A 21,774-nucleotide genomic window follows, 5' to 3' on the forward strand; every position below is an offset into this window, starting at 1 on the left:
CAAGCCTATACCCATTCAGGAGACGGCAGGAAGGGTGTGAGGAGATATCGGACATTCCCTAAAGAGTGAGGATGTGCCCCTGGTCCGGCGGCACGCGGCCGTTGAGGGTGTCGAGATAGACCTCGCGCACCGCTGCCGGCCCGCGGCCTTCGGTTACGGAAAGCCATTGATCGAGTTTTGGCGCGAAGCCGGACCAGGCCGCGCCGAAGCGCGTGTCGACACCGCCCGGCCCCCACTCCTTGGCCCGCTTGCGGATCTGGTCCGGCGCAAAGAACCATGTCGGCTTGGCGCCGGGCAACTCCGGCTCGTCGGGTGACGTGCTGCGGTGGGTAAGGCCGACACGTCCGGAATATTTCATCTGGTCGCCGAAGTGGCGGTGCAGGCGTTCGCGCAGATCGCTGTTGCCGGCCATGTCGACATAGGCGACCGGCGAATCCGCAGGTATCGACCCCACCGCGTCGTAGGTCACGACCTGGTCGTAACAGCCGAGCGATTTGACGAACGCGACGTTTGGAGCCGAGGTCAGTCCGATCACCTTGATACCGTCACGCCCGTGCAGCAGATGCGCGAGGCCGAACGCGGTCTTGCTGGAGGCCGAGGACAGCATGACGCGGCGCGCGCCGTAGAATTCATTCTCCGCCAGGAAGTCGTCGACCAGGAACGACAGCATGAACAGCGGCCGCAGCAGCGCCTGGAAGTCGCCCTGTCTGCCGGTGAACGCCGGATCGCCGCTGACGCGGGCATAGGCGTTGTAGACCGGCGCGGCGACTTGCCGGTGCGCGGCGCCATCGCGCAAACCCCGTTTGGTGACGTCGGCGGCCTCGATCACGAGATGCGATGCCATCGGGAAATAGCCGAACACGGTCTCGCCGGCGGCGATATCTGGATGCCTGGAGGCGATCACCTCGCCAAAGCCCCACACTGGAACGTTGCCGAAACCGTCGGGGGCTGGAAACAGCTGCCAGTATTTCAACATGTCGCCGAGCACGGCATAGGTGATGTTGTTGGCGGTGAAGGCGAAGCGCCTCACCTTGACCAGCAGCGCGTCGGCTGGCAGTGCGGCGGCGTCCGGCAGTTGCGTTTCGATCGATTTGCATTGCTGCAGATCGTTGCGGGCGACGATGAAGTCGGTGGCGTGCATGTGCTCGATCCCTGCATTTCACATGCGGTAATCATTGCGCCAACCGATGACTGTTTTGCAACAGCAATGCTGTTTAAAACGCCGTTCGATTAGGTGTCGGACTCATTTCCCGTCATTGCGAGCGAAGCGAAGCAATCCAACTTCCTGCAAGATGGATTGCTTCGTCGCTTCGCTCCTCGCAATGACGCCGAGGGTGACCGTTACACGATGGCGCGCAGTCGCCCCTCGGCATGGAGATCCCTGAGCTTGCGCTTGAAGATCTTGCCGGTGGCTTCGCGCGGCATCGCGTCCATGAACTGGATATCCTTCGGCACCTTGAAATTGGCAAGGCGTCCGCGGAGGAAATTCTGCACCGCGGCGGGCGACAACATGGCCGTCGGTTCGGGCTCGATGCAGGCAAACAATCGCTCGCCGAACTCGTCGTCGGGAATGCCGAACACCGCGCAGTCGCGCACGCCGTCCATGCCGATCAGCGCGTTCTCGATCTCGGCGGGATAGATGTTGACGCCGCCGGAGATCACCATGTCGCGCTTGCGATCGCACAGGAACAGATAGCCGTCTTCGTCGAGATAGCCGACATCGCCGACACTGACGAGGCCGTCGCGGCCGGCTTCCGTGCGGGCCTCGGCCTTGCCATGGTAGTCGAAATCCGAGGTCGCGATCTGCCGCATGAAGATTTCGCCGGGCTCGTTGACCTCGCACAGCGCGCCGTCGGGCCGGAATATTTTCACGATGCCGCCCTCGATCGCCTTGCCGACGGTGCCGGGTTTTGCCAGCGCCTCCTCGGCCGAGTGCCACACCGGAATCCCGGTTTCGGTGGAGCCGAAATATTCGTGCACCACGGGTCCCCACCAGTCGATCATGGCGCGCTTGATCTGCGGCGGGCAGGGCGCCGCGCCATGGACGACGAAGCGCAGCGACGAGAGGTCGTACCGTTGCTTGATCTCGTCCGGCAATCGCAGCAGCCGCACGAACATGGTCGGCACCATATGCATGTGGGTGACGCGGTGCCGCGCAATCAGTTGCAGCATGTCTTCAGGATCGAAGCGCGGTTCGAGCACGATCTGGCAGCCGCTGCGGAACGCCAGCATGCCGTAGGAATTCGGTGCCGAATGATACATCGGGCCGTTCATCAGGACGACCTGATCGTCATCGGCCTTGACGCCATAGGCGATGGTGCCGACCCGCGCGGATGCCGCCTGTTGTTCCGGCTTCATCGGCTTGCGCCGGACGCCCTTGGGCAGGCCCGTGGTGCCTGAGGTGTAGAACATCGGTGCGCTGCCGATCGGCGGCTCCTGCGTTGGCGCATGGCTGTCACGCCAGACATCCCAGTCGGTCATGCCATCGGGCACCCGCGTTAGCGCGGGCCGGATATTGAACGCGGCAGCGATTTCCGGCGGCGTGGTCACGATCAATAGCTTGATATGGGCTGATAGCCCGTCTTTGATCTGCGGCAACAAGTCTGCGTGGCAGACCAGAATATCCGCGCCGCTGTCGGCGAGGATATAGGCAACCTCCTCGGCCTTCAGATGCCAGTTGATCGGCACCACGGGACTGCCGAGCGCCGCAGCCCCGCCGGAAACCTCGAACAACGCAAAGTCATTGCGCAGCATCATGCCGACCGGCGTACCGCCGCTGACGCCGAGGCTGCGCAATCCCGTTGCCGCGCGTGCGATGCGGTCGTGGATTTCCGGATAGGTAATGGTGCGTTCGCCGCCGATGATCACCCTCACGTACTCCCTAGCGGTCGTCCAGAATTTCGCCAAACCCGACCCAGCTCTTGCCGTCGAACCGGCGCAGTCGCAATTGCTGGAACGGCAGATAGTCGTCGGCATCGGTCGATACCGTGATTCCCGGCAGCAGCAGCGGCAGCGGAACCTGACGCAGCGAAGCGGCCTGGCGCATGATGTTCTCGCGGCTGAGATCGTCCTTGCAGGCCGCCAGCACCTTCACCATCAGGTTGGCATAATGGTAGCCCGCCGAGTAGTTCGAATTGTTGAGGTCGGCATTGGGCAAATACTGTTTCATGAAGGCGAAATACTCCTTCACGCCGGCGTCACTGGCCCATTGCGTGTCCATCGTGTCTTTCTGGTTGCTTGACGAGATCAACCCAACTGCATTTTCCAGCCCGCCGGGCTCCAGGAACGAGATCGATGACGCCGATGTCGGCACGAAGAACAAGTCGGGCTTCCAGTTGAGTTCGGCGACGCCCTTGATCATCTGCGAGGTGAATTTCCCCAGCACGACGCCGAACATCACGTTGGCGCCGGACGCCTTCAGCGTCGAGAGCTGCGAATTGATGGTCGGCGCGCTGGTCTCATAGCTCGCCTCGGAGACGATCATGGTCGCGGCCTTCTCGCCCAGCGCCCGCTTGAAGCCGGCGACATAGTCGCGGCCGAAATCGTCGTTCTGCGAGAGGATGGCGATCTTGGCGTCCGGCTTGGTTTGCAGAATGTATTTGGCATATACCACGCCTTCGGACTGATAGGTCGCCATGCCCGGCATGGTCCACGGGTAGTTCTTCGGGTCGGCCCATTTGGTGGCGCCGCTCAGCACGAACAGCTGCGGCACCTTTTTGCTGTTGAGGTAGCGATGCACGGCGTTGTTGGTCGCGGTGCCCAGGGAGCCGAACATCAGCAGCACTTCGTCCTGTTCGACCAGCTTGCGGGTCTGCTCGACCGTCTTGGGCGGCGAATAGGCGTCGTCGAGCGTGATGAACTTGACCTTGCGGCCGTTGATGCCGCCTTCCGCGTTGACCTTCTCGAAATAGGCCTCCTGCGCCCGGCCGATAATGCCGAAGCCGGATACCGGCCCGCTATAGGGCAATGTCTGGCCGATGCGGATTTCGCTCCTGTCTTCAGCAGCGATGGCAGCGCTCGTCAACAATGCGAACACAACGCTCAATGCAGTGCGTGATACGCTCATCATTCCCATCCCTCTGTTTTGATTTATTGTCGAAGCCGAGAGCCGCCGCTTAAGCGCGCGCCCGCTTGAGAAAGTCGCTGCCCGCGTCGTCGAATTCGGCTTTGAGGCGCGCGACCAGTTCGGCGACCGGCGGCGCATCGTTGATCTGGCCGATGCCCTGGCCCGAGCCCCAGATGTCGCGCCACGCCTTGGACTTGGTATTGCCGCCGGAGCCGAAATTCATTTTGGTCTTGTCGGCGATCGGCAGGTTGTCGGGATCGAGGCCCGCGGCCACGATCGAGGGGCCGAGATAATTGCCGTGCACGCCGGTGAACAGGTTCGAATAGACGATGTCGTGCGCGGCGTGCTCGGTCAACGCGTTCTTGTAGGCGAGGTCGGCGTTGGCTTCTTCGGTGGCGATGAAGCGGGTGCCCATATAGGCAAGGTCGGCGCCGAGCGCGAGCGCGGAGGCAATGCTCCAGCCGTCGGAGATCGCGCCCGACAGCAGGATGGTGCCCTTGAACCATTGCTTGACCTCGCGCAACAGCGCGAAGGGCGACAGCGTGCCGGCGTGGCCGCCGGCGCCGGCGCAAACCAGAATCAGCCCGTCGACGCCTTGCTCGGCAGCCTTGCGCGCGTGCTTGACGTTGATCACGTCATGGAACACGACGCCGCCATAGGAATGCGCGGCTTCGACGATCTCCTGCGGCGGGCGCAGCGAGGTGATGATGATCGGAACCTGGTGCTTGACGCAGGTCTCCATGTCTTTCATCAGCCGGTCGTTGGAGGCGTGGCAGATCTGGTTGACCGCGTAGGGCGCGACCTTCTTGGTGGGATGCAGCGCCTTGTATTCGCCAAGCTCGTTCTCGATCCGGCTCAGCCATTCGCCGAGCTTCTCGACCGGACGCGCGTTCAGCGCGGGAAATGAGCCGACGATCCCGGCTTTGCACTGGGCGATGACGAGCTCAGGCCCGGACACGATGAACAGCGGCGAGCCGACCACCGGCAGTTCAAGCGAATTGGCTAGCGACGCTGGCAACGGCATTCGATTCTCCTTTTGGGTTTCGTGGCCGGCGAGCGGTTCCGCTCCAGCCGGCCTCTGTTGCCGCATTATAGGGCTGGACCGATCGCCTCATCCGTTCAATATTGAACAGGTGTCTATTCAGTAATGAACGTAAGTCTGATCGCCGATGGACTGGGACCTCTGCAAGACCTTCGTCGCGGTGGCCGAAACCCGCAGCTTTACCGCGGCCGCGCGCCAGCTCCGTTCCAGCCATCCCACGGTCGGCCGCAAGATCGCCGAACTGGAAGGCCAGCTCGGCATTCCCCTGTTCGCGCGCTCCAACGAAGGCCTGTCGCTGACCTCGCAGGGCCGCAAATTCCGCGAACACGTCGATGCCATGGCGGCCGCCGCGTTGCGCGCCGAGGCCGCGGTGTCGGCGACCGGTGCGGACGCCCGCGGCGTGGTCAAGCTCTCGATCGGAGCGACCCTCGCCTCGCACTGGCTGATGCCGCGGCTTGGGCCGTTCCTGCGCGCGCACGACCATATCCAGATCGAGATCATCACCCATCCGTTTCCGGCCAGCGTGCGCCGCCGCGAGGCTGACGTGGTACTGCGTCCGGTCGATAGCGGCGAAGAAAATCTGATCGGCCGCCGGATCGGCCGGCTCGGCACCGGCTTCTACGCCTCGCGCGCCTATGCGGCGGGGCGGCGCCTGCCGGAACGGCGCGACGAGTGGAAGGGGCACAGCGTGATCGGGTTCGCCGACCGGGCCTCGAACGAGCGCCTGGCGCGCTGGAGCGATGTCATCACCCGGCAGGGATCGGTGGTGCTGCGCTGCTCGTCGCAGGGCGACATGCTGGCCGCGGCGAAGGCCGGCCTTGGAATCTCGGCGCTGTCCTGTTTTGTCGCCGCCGACGACCCCGATCTGGTTCGCGTCGCGCCGCAAAAGCTGGTCAGCGTCGCCGATCTCTGGCTGCTGGCGCATCCGGATCTCGTCGAACTGCCCGCGGTGCGCGCGGTGATCGACTTCGTCACATCTTGCGCACGCGAGGACCGGGTTCGGCTGCGCGGCTGAAGCCAAAATCACGAGTGCCGCCAGCGGGTTCCTTTCTATGCATGGGGTTGTTTTCGCGATTTTATTTCGCGAGCACACCCTCACGCTTCTTCAGCACGCGATAATAACTCCACCACAGATGCGCCGCCGCGCCCCGCAGCGGGCGCCACGGCTCCGCCAGCGGCGCCATTTCCTTTGCCGTCGGCCGCGCCTTCAGGCCGAGCCCGACCTTGATCGCTTCTTGGATTGCGATATCGCCGGCCGGCCAGGCGTCGCCATGGCGGAGGCAGAACAAGAGATAGACGTCGGCGGTCCATGGGCCGATGCCGGGCAGCGCGGTCAGCGTATGGTGCGCGGCATCGGCGTTCTCTTCCGCCAGCACGTCGAGGTTCAATCGCTCGGCGGCCAATTCGCGCGCGATGTTTTTCAGCGTCTTGATCTTGGCCGCCGAAAGGCCGAGCCGCCCCAGGCGCTCGGCGCGCGCCTTGCGGATCAGTTCGGGATCGAACGGATCGAACGCCGCGATGAGGCGGCCCCAGATCGCCCCAGCGCTCGCAATGGAGAGCTGCTGGCCGCACACGATATGCGCCAGCCCGGCAAAGCCCGGTTCGCGCTGCCGCAGCGCCGGCATGCCGGTGAGTTCGAGAATCGGCTTGAGCCGCTTGTCCTGCACGACGAGGGCGGCGATTGCTTCTTCGAGGTCGGTCTGGGAGTTGAGATGGATGGTCATTGCGCCTTAAAACCATCATGTCCTGCGAAAGAGATCAATGCCGCCACCTGTGTTCCGATTTGCGCCAAGCCCCAATGGCTACCTCCATCTCGGCCACGCTTTTTCGGCGCTGCTGAATTTCGACATGGCCCGTGCGAGCGGCGGACAATTTTTGCTGCGCATCGAGGATATCGACGCGACGCGGTGCCGGCCGGAATTCGAAGCGGCCATCTATGAAGACCTCGAATGGCTCGGGATATCCTGGGAAACACCGGTGCGACGGCAATCCGACCATTTTTCCGACTTTCGCGAAGCGGTTGAAAAACTGTCGGGCCGGGACTTGATCTATCCCGCCTTCGAGAGCCGCGCGGAAATCGCCCGTCTGGTCGCCGAACGGGAGAGCGTTGCACCATGGCCGCGCGATCCCGATGGCGCGCCGCTCTATCCGGGTGCGGCGAAGTCGTTTTCCGCGCCAGCGCGCCGGCAGTTGATCGGGCAAGGCCTGCCGTATGCGTTGCGGCTCGATATGGCGGCGGCCATGGCGCAAGCCCCCGATCTCACCTGGATCGAGCATGGCGAAGGCCCGGCCGGCGAAACCGGAATCGTGGCCGCCCGGCCGGAGGACTGGGGCGACGTTATCCTGGCGCGCAAGGAAACGCCGACCAGCTATCATCTGTCCGTCGTGATCGACGACGCCCTGCAGGGCGTCACCTGCGTGGTGCGCGGCCAGGACCTGTTCTGGGCGACCAGCGTGCACCGCTTGCTGCAATCCCTGCTCGATAGTCCGCAACCGGTCTACCGGCATCATCGGCTGGTGCTCGATGGCACCGGACAGAAGCTCTCGAAGTCGACCAGGGCCACTGCCTTGCGTGAATTGCGTGGGCAGGGCGCCACGCCGGCCCACATCCGCCGCTTGGTCGGGCTTGCGTAATTCTACTGAGGGTTGCTCAAAGGCCATCGTGACTCCGGCCGCTGTGGCATGCCATGCTGATGCAAGACGGGTAAGGGGGATTATGGCGGCATCACCGCGTTCACGGCGTCCAGCACGGCTGACCAGAAAGCAGCCGAAGAAGAAGCGCGTGTCCCGCGTGGCTGCGAAGAAGCGCAGCCCGCGGAAACCGGCGGCTGGGCCCGGCGTGGTCGAAGCGGCGTTGGCGGCTTTTGCACACGAGGTGCGCACGCCGCTCACAGGCATTCTGGCGATCAGCAATCTATTGGCCACGTCCGACCTCGACGAGCGCGAACGGCGCTGGGTCGACACCATCAAGGCGGGCGCGGAGCATCTGGCGAGCCTTGCGACCCTGTTCGTCGATGCCGCGCGCAGCAGCGGTCCCGGTCTCACCGTGCGTCACGACTTCTTCGATCTGCATACGCTCGCCCGCAACGCCGGCGATTCGCTGACCGGGCGGGCGGCGGCGAAGGGCTTGCAGTCGTCGGTCGAGATTTCCGAAAAACTCGCCGCCTTCGTGGTTGGTGATCCCGTTCGGCTGCGGGCGGCGCTGGAGAACCTGATCGACAACGCGGTGAAATTCACCGACCAGGGCAGCGTCGCGCTTGATGTATCGCCGCGGCGCGCGCCCAAGGGCAAAATCGGCGTCGCCTTCGCGGTATCCGACAGCGGCATCGGCCTCACGCTCAGCGAGATCAAGCGCCTGTTCCGCCCGTTCTCGCAGGCCAATGTCTCGATCGCATCGCGCTTCGGCGGCGCCGGGCTTGGCCTGTCGTCGGTCAAGCAGCTCGCGCGCGCCATGGGCGGCGACATCGTCGTGACGCAGCGGCGCGGCGGCGGCACCACCTTTACGCTCAGCGTCGTGATGTCGCCGGCCAATGGCCCGGTCACCATCATGTCGGGAGCCGACGGCGAGCCGCCGATCGAGGCGCCGCGCTCTTTGCACCTGCTCAGCGTCGAGGACAATCCGTTCGGCCGCGTCGTGCTCAACGCCATCCTGACCGAACTCGGCCACCAGACCGAGTTCATCGGCCAGGGCGAGGCCGCCCCGAAGCGAATCGTGCAAGGAAATTTCGACGCGGTTCTGATGGACATGGTGCTGCCGGGCATCAACGGCATCGAGGCGATCCGGCGGATTCGGGCGCTCGATCCGCCGCTTGGCCGCATCCCGATCATCTGCGTGTCGGGGCGCGGCGAAGACGAGGCGGCCTCGCGCGCCGCCGGCGCCGACGCTTTCCTGGTCAAGCCTGTCAGTCCACGTGCGCTAGCGACTGCGCTGCTTGAAGCGACACGCCGTGCGGCAGCCGTGACTTGATGATCGCCGCGTTCAATTCGCCGCCGTAAACGAAGATCGCGGCGATGAAATACAAAAACACCAGCGCGATGATCACCGACGCCAGTCCCGCATACATCGTCACGTAATTATTGGCGAAGCGCGCCAGATACTGGCCGAACAGGATGCTCGATACCAGCGATGCCACCATGGTGAAGATGATGCCGGGCAGGATCTGCAGAAACCCTCTTCGCCCGGCCGGCAGCCAGGCGTGCAGGATGAACAGCGCAACGATCAGCGCCGAGATGGTAATGCTGTAGCGGGCGATGTTGAGAAGGTACTCGTTGGTTTCAACGAAGAAGGGAATGTGGCGCCGCGCCGATTCCAGCATCAACGGACCCAGCACGATCAGGAACGCCATCGCCAGCGACGCGAAGGCGGCCACCAGCGTGTAACCGATTGATTCCAGCCGCAGCCAATACCAGCTGCGCAGTTCGACCACGGAATAGGCGCGGTTGAGCGCCACCCGCAGCGCCTCGACGCCGTTCGAGGCGAAATAAACCGCAAGCGCCGCACCGATGGTCAGTATGTCACCGCGGGTGGTGGTCAGCACGTCATGGATTTCGCCTGACAGCGTATCGGCGACCTGTTGCGGCCAGACCTGCAGCAACAGGCCTATGGCCTGGTCGGCGAGGTCCTTGGAGCCGGCGAAGCCCGCCAGCGAGGTCAGCACGATCAGGAACGGAAACAGCGCCATCAGCGTCGATAGCGCGATATGGCTGGCGATCGCCCAGCCATCATCGGCGAGGAACTCGTAAAAGGCATCCATCGCGACGTGATAGACGTAGCTGATCTGCCTCACATCCCACCTTGATCTGGCGATTGACGGTTCGATCCGAGCTTCTGATATTATGGCGCCAAAAGCCAGATCGATCAGGCGTCCGTGAACGTATAGCGGCCGGACCGGCGCGGTGTTATGTAGCGCCGATGGCATCCTTTCTGGGTTCGATTATCCTCCCCATCGCGGTCGCTGCCGTTGCAATCGTGCTGCTGCTGGGTCTCATCAACATGATGCGGGGCGGCTCGCCCAGCCGTTCGCAGCATCTGATGCGGCTGCGGGTGTTGCTGCAATTCATCGCCATCGTCATCACGATGGTCGTGGTCTGGGCGATGGGTAAATAGAGGCAGGTAATCAAGTAATAAGGAGTCTTGCCAATGGTCGTGCTCAATCGAATCTATACGCGGACCGGCGATGACGGCACCACCGCGCTCGGCAGCGGCGAACGCCGCCCGAAATACGATCTGCGCGTCGCCGCCTACGGAACCGTGGACGAGACCAACGCCGCGATTGGCGTGGTGCGGCTGCATCTGGCGCAGGCGCGCGACCTCGACACCATGCTGGGCCTGATCCAGAACGACCTGTTCGATCTCGGCGCCGACCTCGCCGTGCCTCAGCGCGACGGCAAGGCGGAGCGGCTGCGCATGCTGTCGAGCCAGGTCGACCGGCTCGAGCGCGATATCGATACCCTCAATGCCCACCTGGCGCCCCTGACCTCCTTCGTGCTGCCGGGCGGTACCCCGGCTGCGGCATACCTGCATCTCGCCCGCACCATATGTCGCAGAGCGGAACGGATGATGGTGGAACTGGCCGCCAAGCCCGAAGAGCCGGTCAGCGAGCCTGCCGTACAGTATATGAACCGCCTGTCGGATTTCCTGTTCGTGGCCAGCCGCGCCGTGAACGATAATGGCGCCGGGGACGTGTTATGGGTGCCCGGCCAGAACCGCTAGAGAGGCCTTCCAAAGCGCGCGATTTTTGGCTTTCGCGCGTTGACCGCCGATAGCGGGACCTTTAGGTTCCGCGCCCAAGCTAATAAAGAGCCAACCAAACCCCAGAATTCAAGCGAAAGAGGATCGATGAAGGTTCTTGTGCCGGTAAAACGGGTGGTCGATTTCAACGTCAAGGTCCGCGTCAAGAGCGACGGAACGGGCGTGGAACTCGCCAACGTGAAGATGTCGATGAATCCGTTCGACGAAATCGCCGTCGAGGAAGCGCTGCGGCTGCGGGAAGCCGGCAAGGCGACCGAAGTGGTGGTGGTGTCGATCGGGCCCGCACAGGCCTCGGAGACGATCCGGACCGGTCTTGCCATGGGCGCCGACCGCGGCATTCTCGTCAAGGCCGACGGCAATGTCGAACCGCTGGCGGTCGCGAAGATTCTCAAAGCCATCGTCGACGAAGAGAAGCCCGGTCTCGTCATTCTCGGCAAGCAGGCGATCGACGACGACAGCAACCAGACCGGCCAGATGCTGGCCGCACTGCTCGGCTGGTCTCAGGCGACCTTTGCCTCCAAGCTCGAAGTCGAAGGCTCGGATTTCAAGGTGACGCGCGAAGTCGACGGCGGCCTGCAGACCCTGAAGCTGAAGGGACCGGCGATCGTCACCACCGACCTCCGGCTCAACGAGCCGCGCTACGCGTCGTTGCCCAACATCATGAAGGCGAAGAAGAAGCCGATCGCCGACAAGAGCGCGGCCGATTACGGCGTCGATCTCACGCCGCATCTCGAAGTGCTCAAGACAGCTGAACCGCCCGGCCGCAAGGGAGGCGTCAAGGTCAAGGACGTCGCTGAGCTGATTTCGAAACTCAAGACCGAAGCCGGGGTTCTCTGATGACGACGCTGTTGATTGCCGAACATGATCACGAGACCGTCAAGGACTCCACCAACAAGGCGCTGACAGCGGCCACCCAGCTGGGTGCCGAGGTTCATGTGCTGGTCGCCGGTGGCGGCAATGGCATCAAGGCCGCGGCCGAGGCGGCGGCGAAGCTTGCCGGCGTCACCAAGGTGCTGGTTGCCGAGGGCGAAGCCTATGCCCACGACCTCGCCGAGCCGCTGGCCGCGCTGATCGTGGCGCTGGCGCCGTCCTATGACGCCTTCGTCGCGCCCGCCACCTCGCGCTTCAAGAACGTGATGCCGCGCGTCGCCGCCCTGCTCGACGTGATGCAGGTGTCCGAGATCATCAAGGTGGTCTCGCCCGATACCTTCGAGCGGCCGATCTATGCCGGCAACGCGATCCAGACCGTAAAGTCCAAGGACGCCAAGAAGGTCATCACGGTGCGGACCTCGACCTTCGCCGCGGCCGGTGACGGCGGCAGCGCCGCGATCGAGAACGCCGCCTCCGCGGCCGATCCCGGCCTTTCCAGCTTCGTCGGCGAGGAAGTCGCCAAGAGCGACCGCCCCGAGCTGACATCTGCCAAAATCATCGTCTCCGGCGGCCGCGCGATGCAGAGCCGTGAGAATTTCGCCAAATACATCGAGCCGCTCGCCGACAAGCTCGGCGCCGGCGTCGGCGCCTCGCGCGCCGCGGTCGATGCCGGCTATGCGCCGAACGACTGGCAGGTCGGCCAGACCGGCAAGGTGGTGGCGCCGGAACTCTACGTCGCGATCGGCATTTCCGGCGCGATCCAGCATCTCGCCGGCATGAAGGATTCCAAGGTGATCGTCGCGATCAACAAGGATGAGGATGCGCCGATTTTCCAGGTTGCCGATTACGGCCTGGTGGCGGATTTGTACCAGGCGGTTCCGGAATTGACCGAGGCGCTCGGCAAGCTCGGAAAATAGTCAAACAGCGGCCGGACGCGTAAGGTCTGGCCGGTGTTTATCTTTAAGGATAGCGTTTTCAAGCGAAGCGGGTGCCGGTTCGCGTGAAGAAGGCGCATCAAACGCAGGTTTAGGCCGCGATCAGACCGAGGCCTAAGGATGAATTGGCGCGATATGCGCGCCGTTCGGGTGGATGATAATATGGCGGTGACAATCAACAAGGTCGGCGTGATCGGCTCGGGCCAGATGGGCAATGGCATTGCCCATGTGGCGGCGCTGGCCGGCCTGGACGTGGTGCTCAACGATGTCTCCTCCGACCGGCTGAAATCGGCGATGGCGACCATCAACGGCCATTTGTCGCGCCAGGTCGCCAAGAAGGGCATCACCGAGGACGCGCGCAAGCAAGCGCTCGACCGCATCACCACGAGTGAGACCCTCGACGGCTTGGCGGATTGCGACCTGGTGATCGAGACCGCGGTCGAAAAGGAAGAGGTCAAGCGCAAGATATTTCACGACGTCTGCGCGGTGCTGAAGCCGGAAGCGATCGTCGCCACCAATTCCTCGTCGATCTCGATCACTCGGCTCGCCGCCTCGACCGACCGCCCCGAAAAATTCATCGGCATTCACTTCATGAATCCGGTGCCGGCGATGGAGTTGGTCGAACTGATCCGCGGCATCGCCACCGACGACGAGACCTTCGATACCGCCAAGGAATTCGTCACCCGGGTCGGCAAGCAGATCGCGGTATCCGAGGATTTCCCGGCCTTCATCGTCAACCGCATCCTGCTGCCGATGATCAACGAGGCGATCTACACGCTGTATGAAGGCGTCGGCAACGTCGAGGCGATCGATGCGGCGATGAAGCTCGGCGCGCACCATCCGATGGGGCCGCTGGAACTGGCCGATTTCATCGGCCTCGACACCTGCCTGTCGATCATGCAGGTGCTGCACGAGGGGCTGGCGGATTCGAAGTACCGGCCGTGTCCGCTGCTGGTGAAATACGTCGAAGCCGGCTGGCTCGGCCGCAAGAGCCAGCGCGGTTTCTACGACTACCGTGGCGACAAGCCGGTCCCGACGCGCTGAGCGCGGCGCCTGTTCGCCTCATCGGTCGGCCAGGCGGCATCCCGCGCGCTTCAACATGTCACGAACGATCAGCGGCGTAGCGGCGGTTTCGGCCGCGGGGCCGGGCGCGCTTGCCTGCAGCGCCTGACGTGCGCTTTTGTCATCCAGGCTGAGACGCCGTGTGCAGGACGGCAGCGGCAATCCCTGCTCGGCGACTGCATCGTGCAGCCAGCCGGCGGTTTCGCCGGCGCCGGCGCGATAGGCGGTCAGCCCTGCCGAGCCGCCGGGTTGGTCGCGGCCGCGCGACCTATATCTTTCCGCGTGGTTGAGGATTCGGCAGAGGCCACGATCGTTCGCGGCCCCAAGCCGAAACAACCAGAGTTTGAAACAACCAGAGCTTGTGGGTGGCGCTGAATTGCGCCAAAATCCAAAATGACCGAGCTATTTCGGTGGCTCAGTTGACAGACGACCTTTTAATCAACGGCACCCAGCATTTGAGAGCGCAAGACATGGCTTCAAAATTTACCGCACTGATTGCTTTAACGTTTGCCACCGTCTCAATTTACACACCCGTACGCGCCGACGGCGTGGTCGGAAGAGGAAATGAGAAGTGTGATTGGGACCAAGTTGTTGTCCACGGGGTTACAGAACTCAAAGTCGAGAAAGAAATGGACGGCATGGTGGATGTTTCAAATCCAAGGGTTAAGTGGACCTGCCATAATTCAAATAACAGGGACAGGGATGGCGTAACCGAATGCCCTGCTACAACTAACCGATTTCTCGTTCACCGCCAGAAGGCGGACAACGATGAATGGCTTTACGAGTGCAGAGTGAAAAGCTGATCTGCACGAGCGACCCTTTCCCATTGCAAGCCCATACTCTCCACGATTGTTCAGTCATATTTGAGCAATCAAAGGAAGTATTTCACACATATCCATAAGGGGATTGATTATGATTTTTTCGAGATACCAGTTTCTTGCTGTCGCAGTGATGGCTTCGGGACTTCAGGGTGCTCATGCGGCCGGAGTCAAAGATTGCGACGGGGCCTTGGTCAAGGCGACGTACAATCGAACGGACAAACAGTTCGTGGATTGGCGCCTCGCCGAGCAGGTCGATGAATCATCCTACAATTCGGCAAAGGCTGAGGCTGCGGGGAATGCCGTAATATACGGTGTTCCAATGGGTGCGAACTACGGGCAATTCAAGGAGAGTATCCAGACGCTCAAGCGGTCCAATTCGCAATCATTCACTTCGGATACTTTCAGAAATGTCGCCTGGACCGGGCTCGATCCCAACGCTGTCACGACCTATTCAGATTGCCTGAAGGCGCTATCGAAAAAGAACCTCGTGTTTATCCCGAGATTCGCGACGACCTCGGATATCTCATTTGACCTCGACTACACCGTGATCGGTCGAAGTCCCAATCCTCTCCCCGTGAAGTGGACTGGCATTGAAAAGAAGAACAACGTCCTGCCTGCAAGGTTAGATGCAGGAACGACGCCGATCATCATCAAGCGACCCGCTAAGGACAGCAACCTCGCCGTGAGCGGCAGCGGCCTCTCCGATACCATTATCGTGACTCCGATGCCCAAACCGCTGACCGATGCGGACTTGTACGTCAACAGATGCGAAATCGTGAGAACGCCGACTCCGCTTCCACAGCTAACACCCGGCAACTCAACGACCTGGGCATGCCTTCCGCTTCAAAAAGGAGATTACCAAGTCAGCGTAAACATGACTCCGTCCGTTGCTCCTGCGAAGGCGGTCAGGGTGAACTACACCTTGAAACTGATTACCGGATCGGGCGACAAATCGAAGACGGTTGATCTCGGAGGTAACACCATGGACATCAATGCGAGTGCCGGATTGCCCAACGTGTTCCAGGTAAGTGGCGTACCCGCCCCTATTGCTGCCGGCGAGCCGGTGCGGATCCAGCTCACGATTAACGGAGTCGCTGATCACTGCTGCTTCCACACGTCAAACCATCGTGACGGAACGATTTTGGTACCGGAATCCGTGCAGATTACCCTCAACAGGGTAGGCGCATAATCCGCACGACGAAGCGCTCGCCGAAAGACGAGGCCACCTGCCGGTCGGCAGGTGGCGCCAGTCTTGGGAGGAAACGCCCAAACGACCCGGTTCCGCGCCGGTTACCGCCTTCGGATACACATCATTAACCAGCGGGCGGGTAGGGTGCCGCTGTTGGGAGTGTTGCGTATGGACATGATGGCTATGGTTTCGAGCCTGCTCGCGATGCAGGCGGGCGGCCTGCAGCAGCAGATCCAGACCTCGATCATCAAACAGAACAACGACGCCGAGAAATCCGCGGTCCAGACCCTGCTTGGCATCCCGTCGACCGCCAACCTTGCAGCGGGCGTCGGTGGTAATCTCAACGCGATCGCCTGAAACGCCTCCCAGAAGAAGACCCTTATGGTGAGGAGGCGCGAAAGCGCCGTCTCGAACCATGCGGCCCCACTCGTGCCATTCATCCTTCGAGACGCCGCTTCGCCTCAGGATGAGGTCTAAAACCCCGCCTTGACCGGCTCTACCGCCGCCTTGATCAGCTTGATCGCGTCGTCGCTGGCCCATTCGGCGGGACCGGCCAGATTGCCGATTTCGCAGCCCTGGCCGTCGACCAGGATCGAGGTCGGCATCCCCAGCGCCTTGCCTACTCCCTTAAGGTCCTGAAAAACCTTGGCTTTCGCGTCGGCGAAATAGGCCAATCGGGTCAGATTGGCCTCTTTCAGGAAGTTTTTGGGCTTTTCGGGATCGCGGGTGTCGATGTTGATCGCGACCACCTCGAAATCCTTGCCGCCGAGCTTGGCCTGCAGGCTGTCGAGCGCCGGCATTTCCTTGCGGCAGGGCACGCACCAGGTGGCCCACAGATTGACCAGCACGGTCTTGCCGCGCCAGTCCGAGAGCTTTCGGGGCTTGCCCTCGGCATCCTCGAACGTGAGGTCAGGCAGCCTCAGAGGGCTCGTCGCCATGGTCAGCGCGGCCACTTCGCCATGCGCCAACGGCCCGATCTTGCGCGCCAGCTCGACCGCCCCGGCACAGGCGGAATCGCCGCCCGAACCACGCTTGAGGCCGCCGAAGCCGTAGACCCCGGCAAAGCCGATCGCAGCCCCAATCAGGACCGCGCCGATGGCGATGGGGATCCGGCGCGTGGCGGCCGGGCGAGGGGCAGGCGTTTCGGGCATATCGTTTGTCATCCTGTATCAGATACGGCTATGCAGTGCTCATGTTACGGCCGAGACCGGTCCGGCGTTTCGCCGGTTTCGACGCCAAAAGCCAGAGCCTGAATAACCCGCAGCTGAATAAGAAGTCGTGAGCGAGAAGTCATGAGCAACAAGATGTGGGGCGGCCGGTTCAGCGAGCGCCCCGATGCGATCATGGAGGAAATCAACGTCTCCATCGACGTCGATCGTCACATGTATTCCCAGGACATCGCCGCGTCCAAGGCGCACGCCGCGATGCTGTCGGCGCAGGGCATTATCACTGCGGGTGATGCGAAAAATATCGGCAAAGGTCTAGACACGATTCTGTCAGAAATCGAAAAAGGCTCGTTCGATTTCAAGCGCGCGCTCGAAGACATCCATATGAACGTCGAGAGCCGGCTGACCGAACTGATCGGCCCCGCCGCAGGGCGGCTGCACACCGCGCGCTCGCGCAACGACCAGGTCGCGACCGATTTCCGCCTGTACGTGCGCGACACCATCGACGAGACCGACGCCGCACTGTCCGCGTTCCAATATGTCCTGGTGCAGCGGGCGCTGGAACATGCCGGCACGGTCATGCCCGGCTTCACCCACCTGCAGACCGCCCAACCCGTGACGTTCGGGCATCATCTGCTGGCCTATGTCGAGATGGCGGCGCGCGACCGCGGCCGCTTTGCCGATGCGCGCAAGCGCCTCAACGAATCGCCGCTGGGCGCGGCGGCGCTCGCCGGCACCTCGTTTCCGATCGACCGTCACGCCACCGCCAAGGCCTTGGGTTTCGACCGGCCGATGGCCAATTCACTGGACGCGGTGTCGGACCGCGACTTCGTGCTCGAAACCCTGTCGGCGGCGTCGATCGCGGCGGTGCATATGTCGCGCTTTGCCGAGGAGATCGTGATCTGGACCTCGCCGCTGGTCGGCCTCATCCGGCTCAGCGACAAGTTCACCACCGGCTCCTCGATCATGCCGCAAAAGCGCAACCCCGACGCGGCCGAACTGGTGCGCGCCAAGACGGGGCGGGTGATCGGCGCGCTCACGGCATTATTGATCGTGATGAAGGGATTGCCGCTCGCCTACCAAAAGGACATGCAGGAAGACAAGCAGGGCGCGATGGAAGCGTTCGCCGCACTCTCGCTGGCGATCCGGGCCATGACCGGCATGGTCGCCGACCTCGTGCCCGACGAGACCAGGATGAAGGCGGCCGCGGGCGAGGGCTATGCCACCGCCACCGATCTGGCCGACTGGCTGGTGCGGACGCTGAAAATGCCGTTCCGCGACGCCCATCACGTCACCGGGCGCATCGTCGGCCTGGCGTCGAAACAGGGCGTGGCGCTGCACGAACTGCCGCTGCAGGCGATGCAGGAGGTCGAGCCCAAGATCACCGCCGAAGCGCTGCGCGTCTTGTCGGTGGAAGCCTCGGTCAAAAGCCGCACCAGCTATGGCGGCACCGCGCCGAAGAATGTGGCGGCCCAGGCCAAGTCCTGGCTGAAGCGGCTGGAAAAAGAGCGAAAATTGGGCTGAGGGCAAAAATTTCGCTGCAATTTCATGATTATCTCGGGGTTGTCAGGTCTCGCCATCGCAAGGCAATCTTTGTATGGTGCGGCGCGTATTGGGGATTTCGTTGTGACACGTAACTACCGGCCGACATCGTCGGGATGGGCCATCATCCTGCTGAGCGTGACTGCGCTTGCGCTCGGCGGCTGCGGCCGCAAGGGCGGCCTCGATTTGCCGCCGAACGCATCGAATGCGTCGTCGCCGGCGGGGGCCGCCGATTCCGAGGCGGAGCGCGCGGCCCAGCCGGGCGTCTTCAATCCGGGCTTCGGGTCCGACGCCCCGCCAGAGGCGGCCAGAGGCAAAAAGAAACCGTTCATCCTCGACCCGCTGCTGGGTAATTGAGCGCACCATGAATCATTTCGACTATCGCAACGGCGTGCTCCACGCCGAGGCGGTCAATCTTTCCGATCTCGCGGATGCCGTGGGTACGCCGTTCTATTGCTATTCGACGGCGACGCTGGAGCGCCACTACCGGGTGTTCACCGAGGCTTTCGCCGGCGAGAAGACGCTGGTCTGCTACGCCATGAAGGCCAATTCCAACCAGTCGGTGCTGCGCACCCTGGCGAAACTCGGCGCCGGTGCCGACGTGGTGTCCGGCGGCGAGTTGAAGCGGGCGCTGGCGGCGGGAATTCCTCCGAGCAAGATCCTGTTTTCCGGCGTCGGCAAGACCGAAGCCGAACTTCGCGCGGCGCTGGCGGCGGACATCCTCTGCATCAACGTCGAATCCGAGCCTGAACTCGAACTGTTGTCGCGGCTGGCGGTCGAGGCCGGCCGGACCGCGCGGATTTCGGTGCGCGTCAATCCGGACGTCGACGCCGGCACCCACGCCAAAATCGCCACCGGGAAATCCGAGAACAAGTTCGGCGTTCCGATCGCGCGCGCACGCGAGGTCTACGCCCGTGCCGCCAGGCTGCCCGGGATCGAGGTCACCGGCACCGACATGCATATCGGCAGCCAGATCACGGATCTGAGCCGCATGGAAACCGCGTTCCGGATTCTCTCCGAGTTCGTGCGCACCTTGCGCGCCGACGGCCACAACATCTCGCATATCGATTTCGGCGGCGGGCTCGGCATTCCCTATCACATGGACCGCGAAGCGCCGCCGCTGCCGTCCGCCTACGCCGCGATGGTCAAGCGGGTGACGCATAATCTCGGCTGCACGCTGATGTTCGAGCCCGGACGGATGATCGTCGGCAATGCCGGCATCCTCGTCGCGCGCGTGATCTATGTGAAGCCGGGCGACGCCAAGAATTTCGTCGTCATCGATGCGGCGATGAACGACCTGATTCGCCCCACGCTGTATGAGGCCCATCACGACATCCTGCCGGTCCGCGAAGCTGTGCCGGGCACGCCCACGATCACCGCCGACGTGGTCGGGCCGGTCTGCGAAACCGGCGATTATGTGGCGCTCGACCGCCAGCTCCCGGAGCCCAAGGCCGGCGATCTGCTGGCGATCATGACCGCCGGCGCCTACGGCGCGGTGCAGTCCGGCTTTTACAACACCCGCGCGCTGGTGCCCGAAGTGCTGGTCAAGGACGATCAATTCGCGGTGGTCCGTCCGCGCATCGAGGTCGACGAACTGATCGCGATGGACCGTCAGGCGCCGTGGCTGTGACCAGGGCATGTTTGTCGGCGCGCGCCGACATCGTGCCGATTTAGAAGGAGATTCCGATGCGCATTCTGGCTTTGGCTGTCTTGACGATGGCGGCGGTTTCGGCGACGTCGCCGGCGCGCGCCCAGGCCTATAACCCGAGATATCCGGTCTGCCTCAAGGCCATCCAGAATTTCGGTGGTGAACGTATTGAATGCCGCTATACCTCGCTGGAGCAGTGCAATGCGACGGCACTGGGCCTTCCCGCCCAGTGCATCGAGAATCCGTATTACGCGGGGCGGCCGGAAGGCAGCGGCCGGCGTTACCGCCAGGGGTATTGAGCGGCTGTTGCAAGGGTCTTGAGCGGCTATTGAACGTGTCCCGCCGTTGCGCGGCGCGCTACTTCGCGACCTGACCGCCGCCCTTTGCCCCGCCTACCACGACCCCCGCAGCCTTTTCGATCGGCTTGATCGCCTCGGTGAAGTCGGACTCCGCGCCCATGTCCGTTATCACGACTTCCCACAGCCGGCCGACCGCTTCGGCGACCTCCATCGACAGGCCCAGCGACTTCATCTCGTCCAGCGCGAGCCGCACGTCTTTCACCATCAGCCCGGTGGCGAAGCCGTAGTCGAACGTCCGCGGCAGCACCGCGCGGGGAAACTTGTCGCGGCTGGCGGTGTTCATTCCCGAGCCGGCATTGATGACGTCGATCATCACGGCGGGATCCAGCCCCGACTTGACGCCCATCACCACCGCTTCCGAGGTCGCCACCATCGCGGTGGCGGAGAGGAAATTATTGGCGAGCTTCATGGTCTGCGCGGAACCCGGTTTCTCGCCGATGAAGAACACCTTGCCGATGATTCCAAGCGCGGGCGTCAACATCTCGCAATCGGCGCGCGGGCCCGAGACCATCACCGCAAGCGTGCCCTTTTCGGCGCCGCCGACGCCGCCGCTGACCGGACAGTCGATCTGCACGATGTTCCTGGCGGCCAGCAGGCCGTGAATCTTCGTCGCCATCTGCGAGCCGACGGTCGAGAGATCGACGAAGCGCTTGACGCGCCTGCCCTCGATTACGCCGCCGGCACCGGTGGCGACGTCAAGCGAGGCTTGCAGCGACGGCAGGCTCGCCAGCACGGTTTCGCAGCGATCGGCGATGTCTTTTGGCGATGACGCCAGTTGCGCGCCGAGCGCCGTGAGCTTGTCGGCGGCTTCTTTGCGCGTATCGAACACGGTGAGTTGATGGCCGGCTTCGATCAGCCGCCGCGCCATCGGGAAGCCCATTTTGCCGAGGCCGATGAATCCGATTTCCATGGTGATGTTTTCCTATCTCGTCATTGCGAGCGAAGCGAAGCAATCCATTCTTTCCTTTGTGCGGCGAGGTGGATTGCCGCGCTTCGCTCGCAATGACGGATGAACTCTTGGCGGCTCAGCCTTTGTCCACTTCCATGCGGCCGGTTCAGGATCGAGATCATGGCGAGGTTGAGCATGCTTCGGGTCTTGCGCGGCAGTTCCTCGCGGCCCCACACACTTCCAGGCCCTTGTCGCAGGTTTTCTTGTCCATGAGGTTTCCTTTGGCGTTTCCGTCGGTGTTTTTACGGGTTCGGGCGGACGTTAGGGGGTTGCCGGCCCCCAGTCACGCCTTCGTGTTATGCGTATTTCCGGGTGTGGGTTAGTCCCTAAGCAGGTGCCTCATTGCCGCCGCTGTGCTAGACTGATGTGCCGG

At 63.0% G+C, this 21,774-nt stretch carries 24 protein-coding genes and 1 pseudogene; 15 read left to right on the plus strand and 10 right to left on the minus strand.

The window, feature by feature from the left end:
* Window positions 1–58: 58 nt before the first annotated feature.
* The 4 genes from ACSQ84_RS29795 to ACSQ84_RS29810 form a co-directional block, all read right to left on the minus strand.
* Window positions 59–1,141, minus strand: coding sequence for a DUF2855 family protein (locus ACSQ84_RS29795; protein WP_436215298.1), 1,083 nt, complete (start codon window positions 1,139–1,141; stop codon window positions 59–61).
* Between the two features lie 200 nt (window positions 1,142–1,341).
* Window positions 1,342–2,868 carry an acyl-CoA synthetase gene (locus ACSQ84_RS29800; RefSeq protein WP_436215405.1) on the minus strand — a complete coding sequence of 509 codons (1,527 nt, stop codon included), beginning with the start codon at window positions 2,866–2,868 and terminating at the stop codon, window positions 1,342–1,344.
* A 13-nt stretch (window positions 2,869–2,881) separates the two neighbouring features.
* Window positions 2,882–4,069: an ABC transporter substrate-binding protein gene (locus ACSQ84_RS29805; RefSeq protein ID WP_436215299.1), complete on the minus strand. Its 1,188-nt coding sequence runs from the start codon at window positions 4,067–4,069 to the stop codon at window positions 2,882–2,884.
* A 46-nt stretch (window positions 4,070–4,115) separates the two neighbouring features.
* Window positions 4,116–5,090 (minus strand): NAD(P)H-dependent flavin oxidoreductase, encoded by a 975-nt coding sequence (locus tag ACSQ84_RS29810; protein ID WP_436215300.1) that lies wholly within the window; start codon window positions 5,088–5,090, stop codon window positions 4,116–4,118.
* A gap of 145 nt (window positions 5,091–5,235) precedes the next feature.
* On the opposite strand from ACSQ84_RS29810, the gene ACSQ84_RS29815 reads away from it, so the two are divergent.
* The gene (locus tag ACSQ84_RS29815) at window positions 5,236–6,123 is read left to right on the plus strand and encodes a LysR family transcriptional regulator (RefSeq protein ID WP_436215301.1); all 888 of its coding nucleotides are present in this window, start codon (window positions 5,236–5,238) and stop codon (window positions 6,121–6,123) included.
* Between the two features lie 61 nt (window positions 6,124–6,184).
* Here the strand turns inward: ACSQ84_RS29815 and ACSQ84_RS29820 are convergent, their stop codons facing one another.
* Window positions 6,185–6,832 (minus strand): DNA-3-methyladenine glycosylase family protein, encoded by a 648-nt coding sequence (locus tag ACSQ84_RS29820; RefSeq protein ID WP_436215302.1) that lies wholly within the window; start codon window positions 6,830–6,832, stop codon window positions 6,185–6,187.
* Window positions 6,833–6,869: 37 nt separating this feature from the next.
* Between ACSQ84_RS29820 and gluQRS the strand changes: the two genes are divergently transcribed.
* Both gluQRS and ACSQ84_RS29830 read left to right on the plus strand, forming a co-directional pair.
* Window positions 6,870–7,742 (plus strand): tRNA glutamyl-Q(34) synthetase GluQRS, encoded by an 873-nt coding sequence (gluQRS, locus tag ACSQ84_RS29825; protein WP_436215303.1) that lies wholly within the window; start codon window positions 6,870–6,872, stop codon window positions 7,740–7,742.
* A gap of 82 nt (window positions 7,743–7,824) precedes the next feature.
* A complete protein-coding gene (locus ACSQ84_RS29830) occupies window positions 7,825–9,075 on the plus strand; it encodes an ATP-binding protein (RefSeq protein WP_436215304.1) in 1,251 nt (416 codons plus the stop codon).
* Here the strand turns inward: ACSQ84_RS29830 and ACSQ84_RS29835 are convergent.
* The gene (locus ACSQ84_RS29835; protein WP_436215406.1) at window positions 9,011–9,862 is read right to left on the minus strand and encodes a YihY/virulence factor BrkB family protein; all 852 of its coding nucleotides are present in this window, start codon (window positions 9,860–9,862) and stop codon (window positions 9,011–9,013) included. The genes ACSQ84_RS29830 and ACSQ84_RS29835 overlap by 65 nt on opposite strands.
* Before the next feature lie 158 nt (window positions 9,863–10,020).
* Between ACSQ84_RS29835 and ACSQ84_RS29840 the strand changes: the two genes are divergently transcribed.
* From ACSQ84_RS29840 to ACSQ84_RS29860, 5 genes are all read left to right on the plus strand, one after another.
* On the plus strand, window positions 10,021–10,215 hold the full coding sequence (locus tag ACSQ84_RS29840; protein WP_436215305.1) for a twin transmembrane helix small protein: 195 nt from the start codon (window positions 10,021–10,023) through the stop codon (window positions 10,213–10,215).
* A gap of 33 nt (window positions 10,216–10,248) precedes the next feature.
* The gene (locus ACSQ84_RS29845; protein ID WP_436215306.1) at window positions 10,249–10,821 is read left to right on the plus strand and encodes a cob(I)yrinic acid a,c-diamide adenosyltransferase; all 573 of its coding nucleotides are present in this window, start codon (window positions 10,249–10,251) and stop codon (window positions 10,819–10,821) included.
* A gap of 126 nt (window positions 10,822–10,947) precedes the next feature.
* A complete protein-coding gene (locus ACSQ84_RS29850; protein WP_436215307.1) occupies window positions 10,948–11,697 on the plus strand; it encodes an electron transfer flavoprotein subunit beta/FixA family protein in 750 nt (249 codons plus the stop codon).
* Window positions 11,697–12,647, plus strand: a complete 951-nt coding sequence (locus ACSQ84_RS29855; RefSeq protein WP_436215308.1) for an electron transfer flavoprotein subunit alpha/FixB family protein — start codon at window positions 11,697–11,699, stop codon at window positions 12,645–12,647. The genes ACSQ84_RS29850 and ACSQ84_RS29855 overlap by 1 nt, the downstream gene beginning before the upstream one ends.
* 153 nt (window positions 12,648–12,800) lie before the next feature.
* Entirely contained in the window at window positions 12,801–13,709 is a 909-nt protein-coding gene (locus tag ACSQ84_RS29860) for a 3-hydroxybutyryl-CoA dehydrogenase (protein ID WP_436215407.1), read from the plus strand.
* A gap of 18 nt (window positions 13,710–13,727) precedes the next feature.
* On the opposite strand, the gene ACSQ84_RS29865 is transcribed toward ACSQ84_RS29860, so the two are convergent.
* Window positions 13,728–14,063, minus strand: coding sequence for a hypothetical protein (locus ACSQ84_RS29865; protein ID WP_436215309.1), 336 nt, complete (start codon window positions 14,061–14,063; stop codon window positions 13,728–13,730).
* Between the two features lie 29 nt (window positions 14,064–14,092).
* Here ACSQ84_RS29865 and ACSQ84_RS29870 point away from each other — a divergent pair, with 29 nt between their 5' ends.
* The 3 genes from ACSQ84_RS29870 (at window position 14,093) to ACSQ84_RS29880 (ending at window position 16,094) form a co-directional block, all read left to right on the plus strand.
* A complete protein-coding gene (locus ACSQ84_RS29870; protein ID WP_436215310.1) occupies window positions 14,093–14,530 on the plus strand; it encodes a hypothetical protein in 438 nt (145 codons plus the stop codon).
* A 109-nt stretch (window positions 14,531–14,639) separates the two neighbouring features.
* Entirely contained in the window at window positions 14,640–15,737 is a 1,098-nt protein-coding gene (locus ACSQ84_RS29875; protein ID WP_436215311.1) for a hypothetical protein, read from the plus strand.
* Window positions 15,738–15,905: 168 nt separating this feature from the next.
* Window positions 15,906–16,094, plus strand: a complete 189-nt coding sequence (locus ACSQ84_RS29880; protein WP_436215312.1) for a hypothetical protein — start codon at window positions 15,906–15,908, stop codon at window positions 16,092–16,094.
* 116 nt (window positions 16,095–16,210) lie between these two features.
* Here ACSQ84_RS29880 and tlpA read toward each other — a convergent pair whose 3' ends face one another.
* Window positions 16,211–16,888 carry a thiol:disulfide interchange protein TlpA gene (tlpA, locus tag ACSQ84_RS29885; protein ID WP_436215313.1) on the minus strand — a complete coding sequence of 226 codons (678 nt, stop codon included), beginning with the start codon at window positions 16,886–16,888 and terminating at the stop codon, window positions 16,211–16,213.
* Between the two features lie 141 nt (window positions 16,889–17,029).
* Here tlpA and argH point away from each other — a divergent pair, with 141 nt between their 5' ends.
* From argH to ACSQ84_RS29905, 4 genes are all read left to right on the plus strand, one after another.
* Complete coding sequence (gene argH / locus ACSQ84_RS29890) at window positions 17,030–18,427, plus strand: argininosuccinate lyase (RefSeq protein ID WP_436215314.1); 1,398 nt, start codon at window positions 17,030–17,032, stop codon at window positions 18,425–18,427.
* Between the two features lie 102 nt (window positions 18,428–18,529).
* On the plus strand, window positions 18,530–18,802 hold the full coding sequence (lptM, locus tag ACSQ84_RS29895) for an LPS translocon maturation chaperone LptM (protein WP_436215315.1): 273 nt from the start codon (window positions 18,530–18,532) through the stop codon (window positions 18,800–18,802).
* 7 nt (window positions 18,803–18,809) lie between these two features.
* Window positions 18,810–20,075: a diaminopimelate decarboxylase gene (lysA, locus tag ACSQ84_RS29900; RefSeq protein WP_436215316.1), complete on the plus strand. Its 1,266-nt coding sequence runs from the start codon at window positions 18,810–18,812 to the stop codon at window positions 20,073–20,075.
* Between the two features lie 56 nt (window positions 20,076–20,131).
* Window positions 20,132–20,392, plus strand: a complete 261-nt coding sequence (locus tag ACSQ84_RS29905; protein WP_436215317.1) for a DUF3551 domain-containing protein — start codon at window positions 20,132–20,134, stop codon at window positions 20,390–20,392.
* 58 nt (window positions 20,393–20,450) lie between these two features.
* On the opposite strand, the gene ACSQ84_RS29910 is transcribed toward ACSQ84_RS29905, so the two are convergent.
* Together ACSQ84_RS29910 and ACSQ84_RS29915 are read right to left on the minus strand one after the other, a co-directional pair.
* Window positions 20,451–21,362: an NAD(P)-dependent oxidoreductase gene (locus ACSQ84_RS29910; protein WP_436215318.1), complete on the minus strand. Its 912-nt coding sequence runs from the start codon at window positions 21,360–21,362 to the stop codon at window positions 20,451–20,453.
* Between the two features lie 134 nt (window positions 21,363–21,496).
* Window positions 21,497–21,583, minus strand: a pseudogene (locus ACSQ84_RS29915) (4-carboxymuconolactone decarboxylase); the annotation flags it as partial.
* Between the last annotated feature and the right edge of the window lie 191 nt (window positions 21,584–21,774).

The sequence above is a fragment of the Bradyrhizobium sp. LjRoot220 genome, from assembly GCF_964252915.1.
GTDB lineage: Bacteria > Pseudomonadota > Alphaproteobacteria > Rhizobiales > Xanthobacteraceae > Bradyrhizobium.

What these genes read in the sequence shown, in the direction of transcription:
- ACSQ84_RS29795 (WP_436215298.1), bottom strand. Translation starts at nt 1,141, where the DNA reads ATGCACGCCACCGACTTCATCGTCGCCCGCAACGATCTGCAGCAATGC.
- ACSQ84_RS29805 (WP_436215299.1), bottom strand. Translation starts at nt 4,069, where the DNA reads ATGATGAGCGTATCACGCACTGCATTGAGCGTTGTGTTCGCATTGTTG.
- ACSQ84_RS29810 (WP_436215300.1), bottom strand. Translation starts at nt 5,090, where the DNA reads ATGCCGTTGCCAGCGTCGCTAGCCAATTCGCTTGAACTGCCGGTGGTC.
- ACSQ84_RS29815 (WP_436215301.1), top strand. Translation starts at nt 5,236, where the DNA reads ATGGACTGGGACCTCTGCAAGACCTTCGTCGCGGTGGCCGAAACCCGC.
- ACSQ84_RS29820 (WP_436215302.1), bottom strand. Translation starts at nt 6,832, where the DNA reads ATGACCATCCATCTCAACTCCCAGACCGACCTCGAAGAAGCAATCGCC.
- gluQRS (WP_436215303.1), top strand. Translation starts at nt 6,870, where the DNA reads ATGCCGCCACCTGTGTTCCGATTTGCGCCAAGCCCCAATGGCTACCTC.
- ACSQ84_RS29830 (WP_436215304.1), top strand. Translation starts at nt 7,825, where the DNA reads ATGGCGGCATCACCGCGTTCACGGCGTCCAGCACGGCTGACCAGAAAG.
- ACSQ84_RS29835 (WP_436215406.1), bottom strand. Translation starts at nt 9,862, where the DNA reads ATGGATGCCTTTTACGAGTTCCTCGCCGATGATGGCTGGGCGATCGCC.
- ACSQ84_RS29840 (WP_436215305.1), top strand. Translation starts at nt 10,021, where the DNA reads ATGGCATCCTTTCTGGGTTCGATTATCCTCCCCATCGCGGTCGCTGCC.
- ACSQ84_RS29845 (WP_436215306.1), top strand. Translation starts at nt 10,249, where the DNA reads ATGGTCGTGCTCAATCGAATCTATACGCGGACCGGCGATGACGGCACC.
- ACSQ84_RS29850 (WP_436215307.1), top strand. Translation starts at nt 10,948, where the DNA reads ATGAAGGTTCTTGTGCCGGTAAAACGGGTGGTCGATTTCAACGTCAAG.
- ACSQ84_RS29855 (WP_436215308.1), top strand. Translation starts at nt 11,697, where the DNA reads ATGACGACGCTGTTGATTGCCGAACATGATCACGAGACCGTCAAGGAC.
- ACSQ84_RS29860 (WP_436215407.1), top strand. Translation starts at nt 12,801, where the DNA reads ATGCGCGCCGTTCGGGTGGATGATAATATGGCGGTGACAATCAACAAG.
- ACSQ84_RS29875 (WP_436215311.1), top strand. Translation starts at nt 14,640, where the DNA reads ATGATTTTTTCGAGATACCAGTTTCTTGCTGTCGCAGTGATGGCTTCG.
- ACSQ84_RS29880 (WP_436215312.1), top strand. Translation starts at nt 15,906, where the DNA reads ATGGACATGATGGCTATGGTTTCGAGCCTGCTCGCGATGCAGGCGGGC.
- tlpA (WP_436215313.1), bottom strand. Translation starts at nt 16,888, where the DNA reads ATGCCCGAAACGCCTGCCCCTCGCCCGGCCGCCACGCGCCGGATCCCC.
- argH (WP_436215314.1), top strand. Translation starts at nt 17,030, where the DNA reads ATGAGCAACAAGATGTGGGGCGGCCGGTTCAGCGAGCGCCCCGATGCG.
- lysA (WP_436215316.1), top strand. Translation starts at nt 18,810, where the DNA reads ATGAATCATTTCGACTATCGCAACGGCGTGCTCCACGCCGAGGCGGTC.
- ACSQ84_RS29905 (WP_436215317.1), top strand. Translation starts at nt 20,132, where the DNA reads ATGCGCATTCTGGCTTTGGCTGTCTTGACGATGGCGGCGGTTTCGGCG.
- ACSQ84_RS29910 (WP_436215318.1), bottom strand. Translation starts at nt 21,362, where the DNA reads ATGGAAATCGGATTCATCGGCCTCGGCAAAATGGGCTTCCCGATGGCG.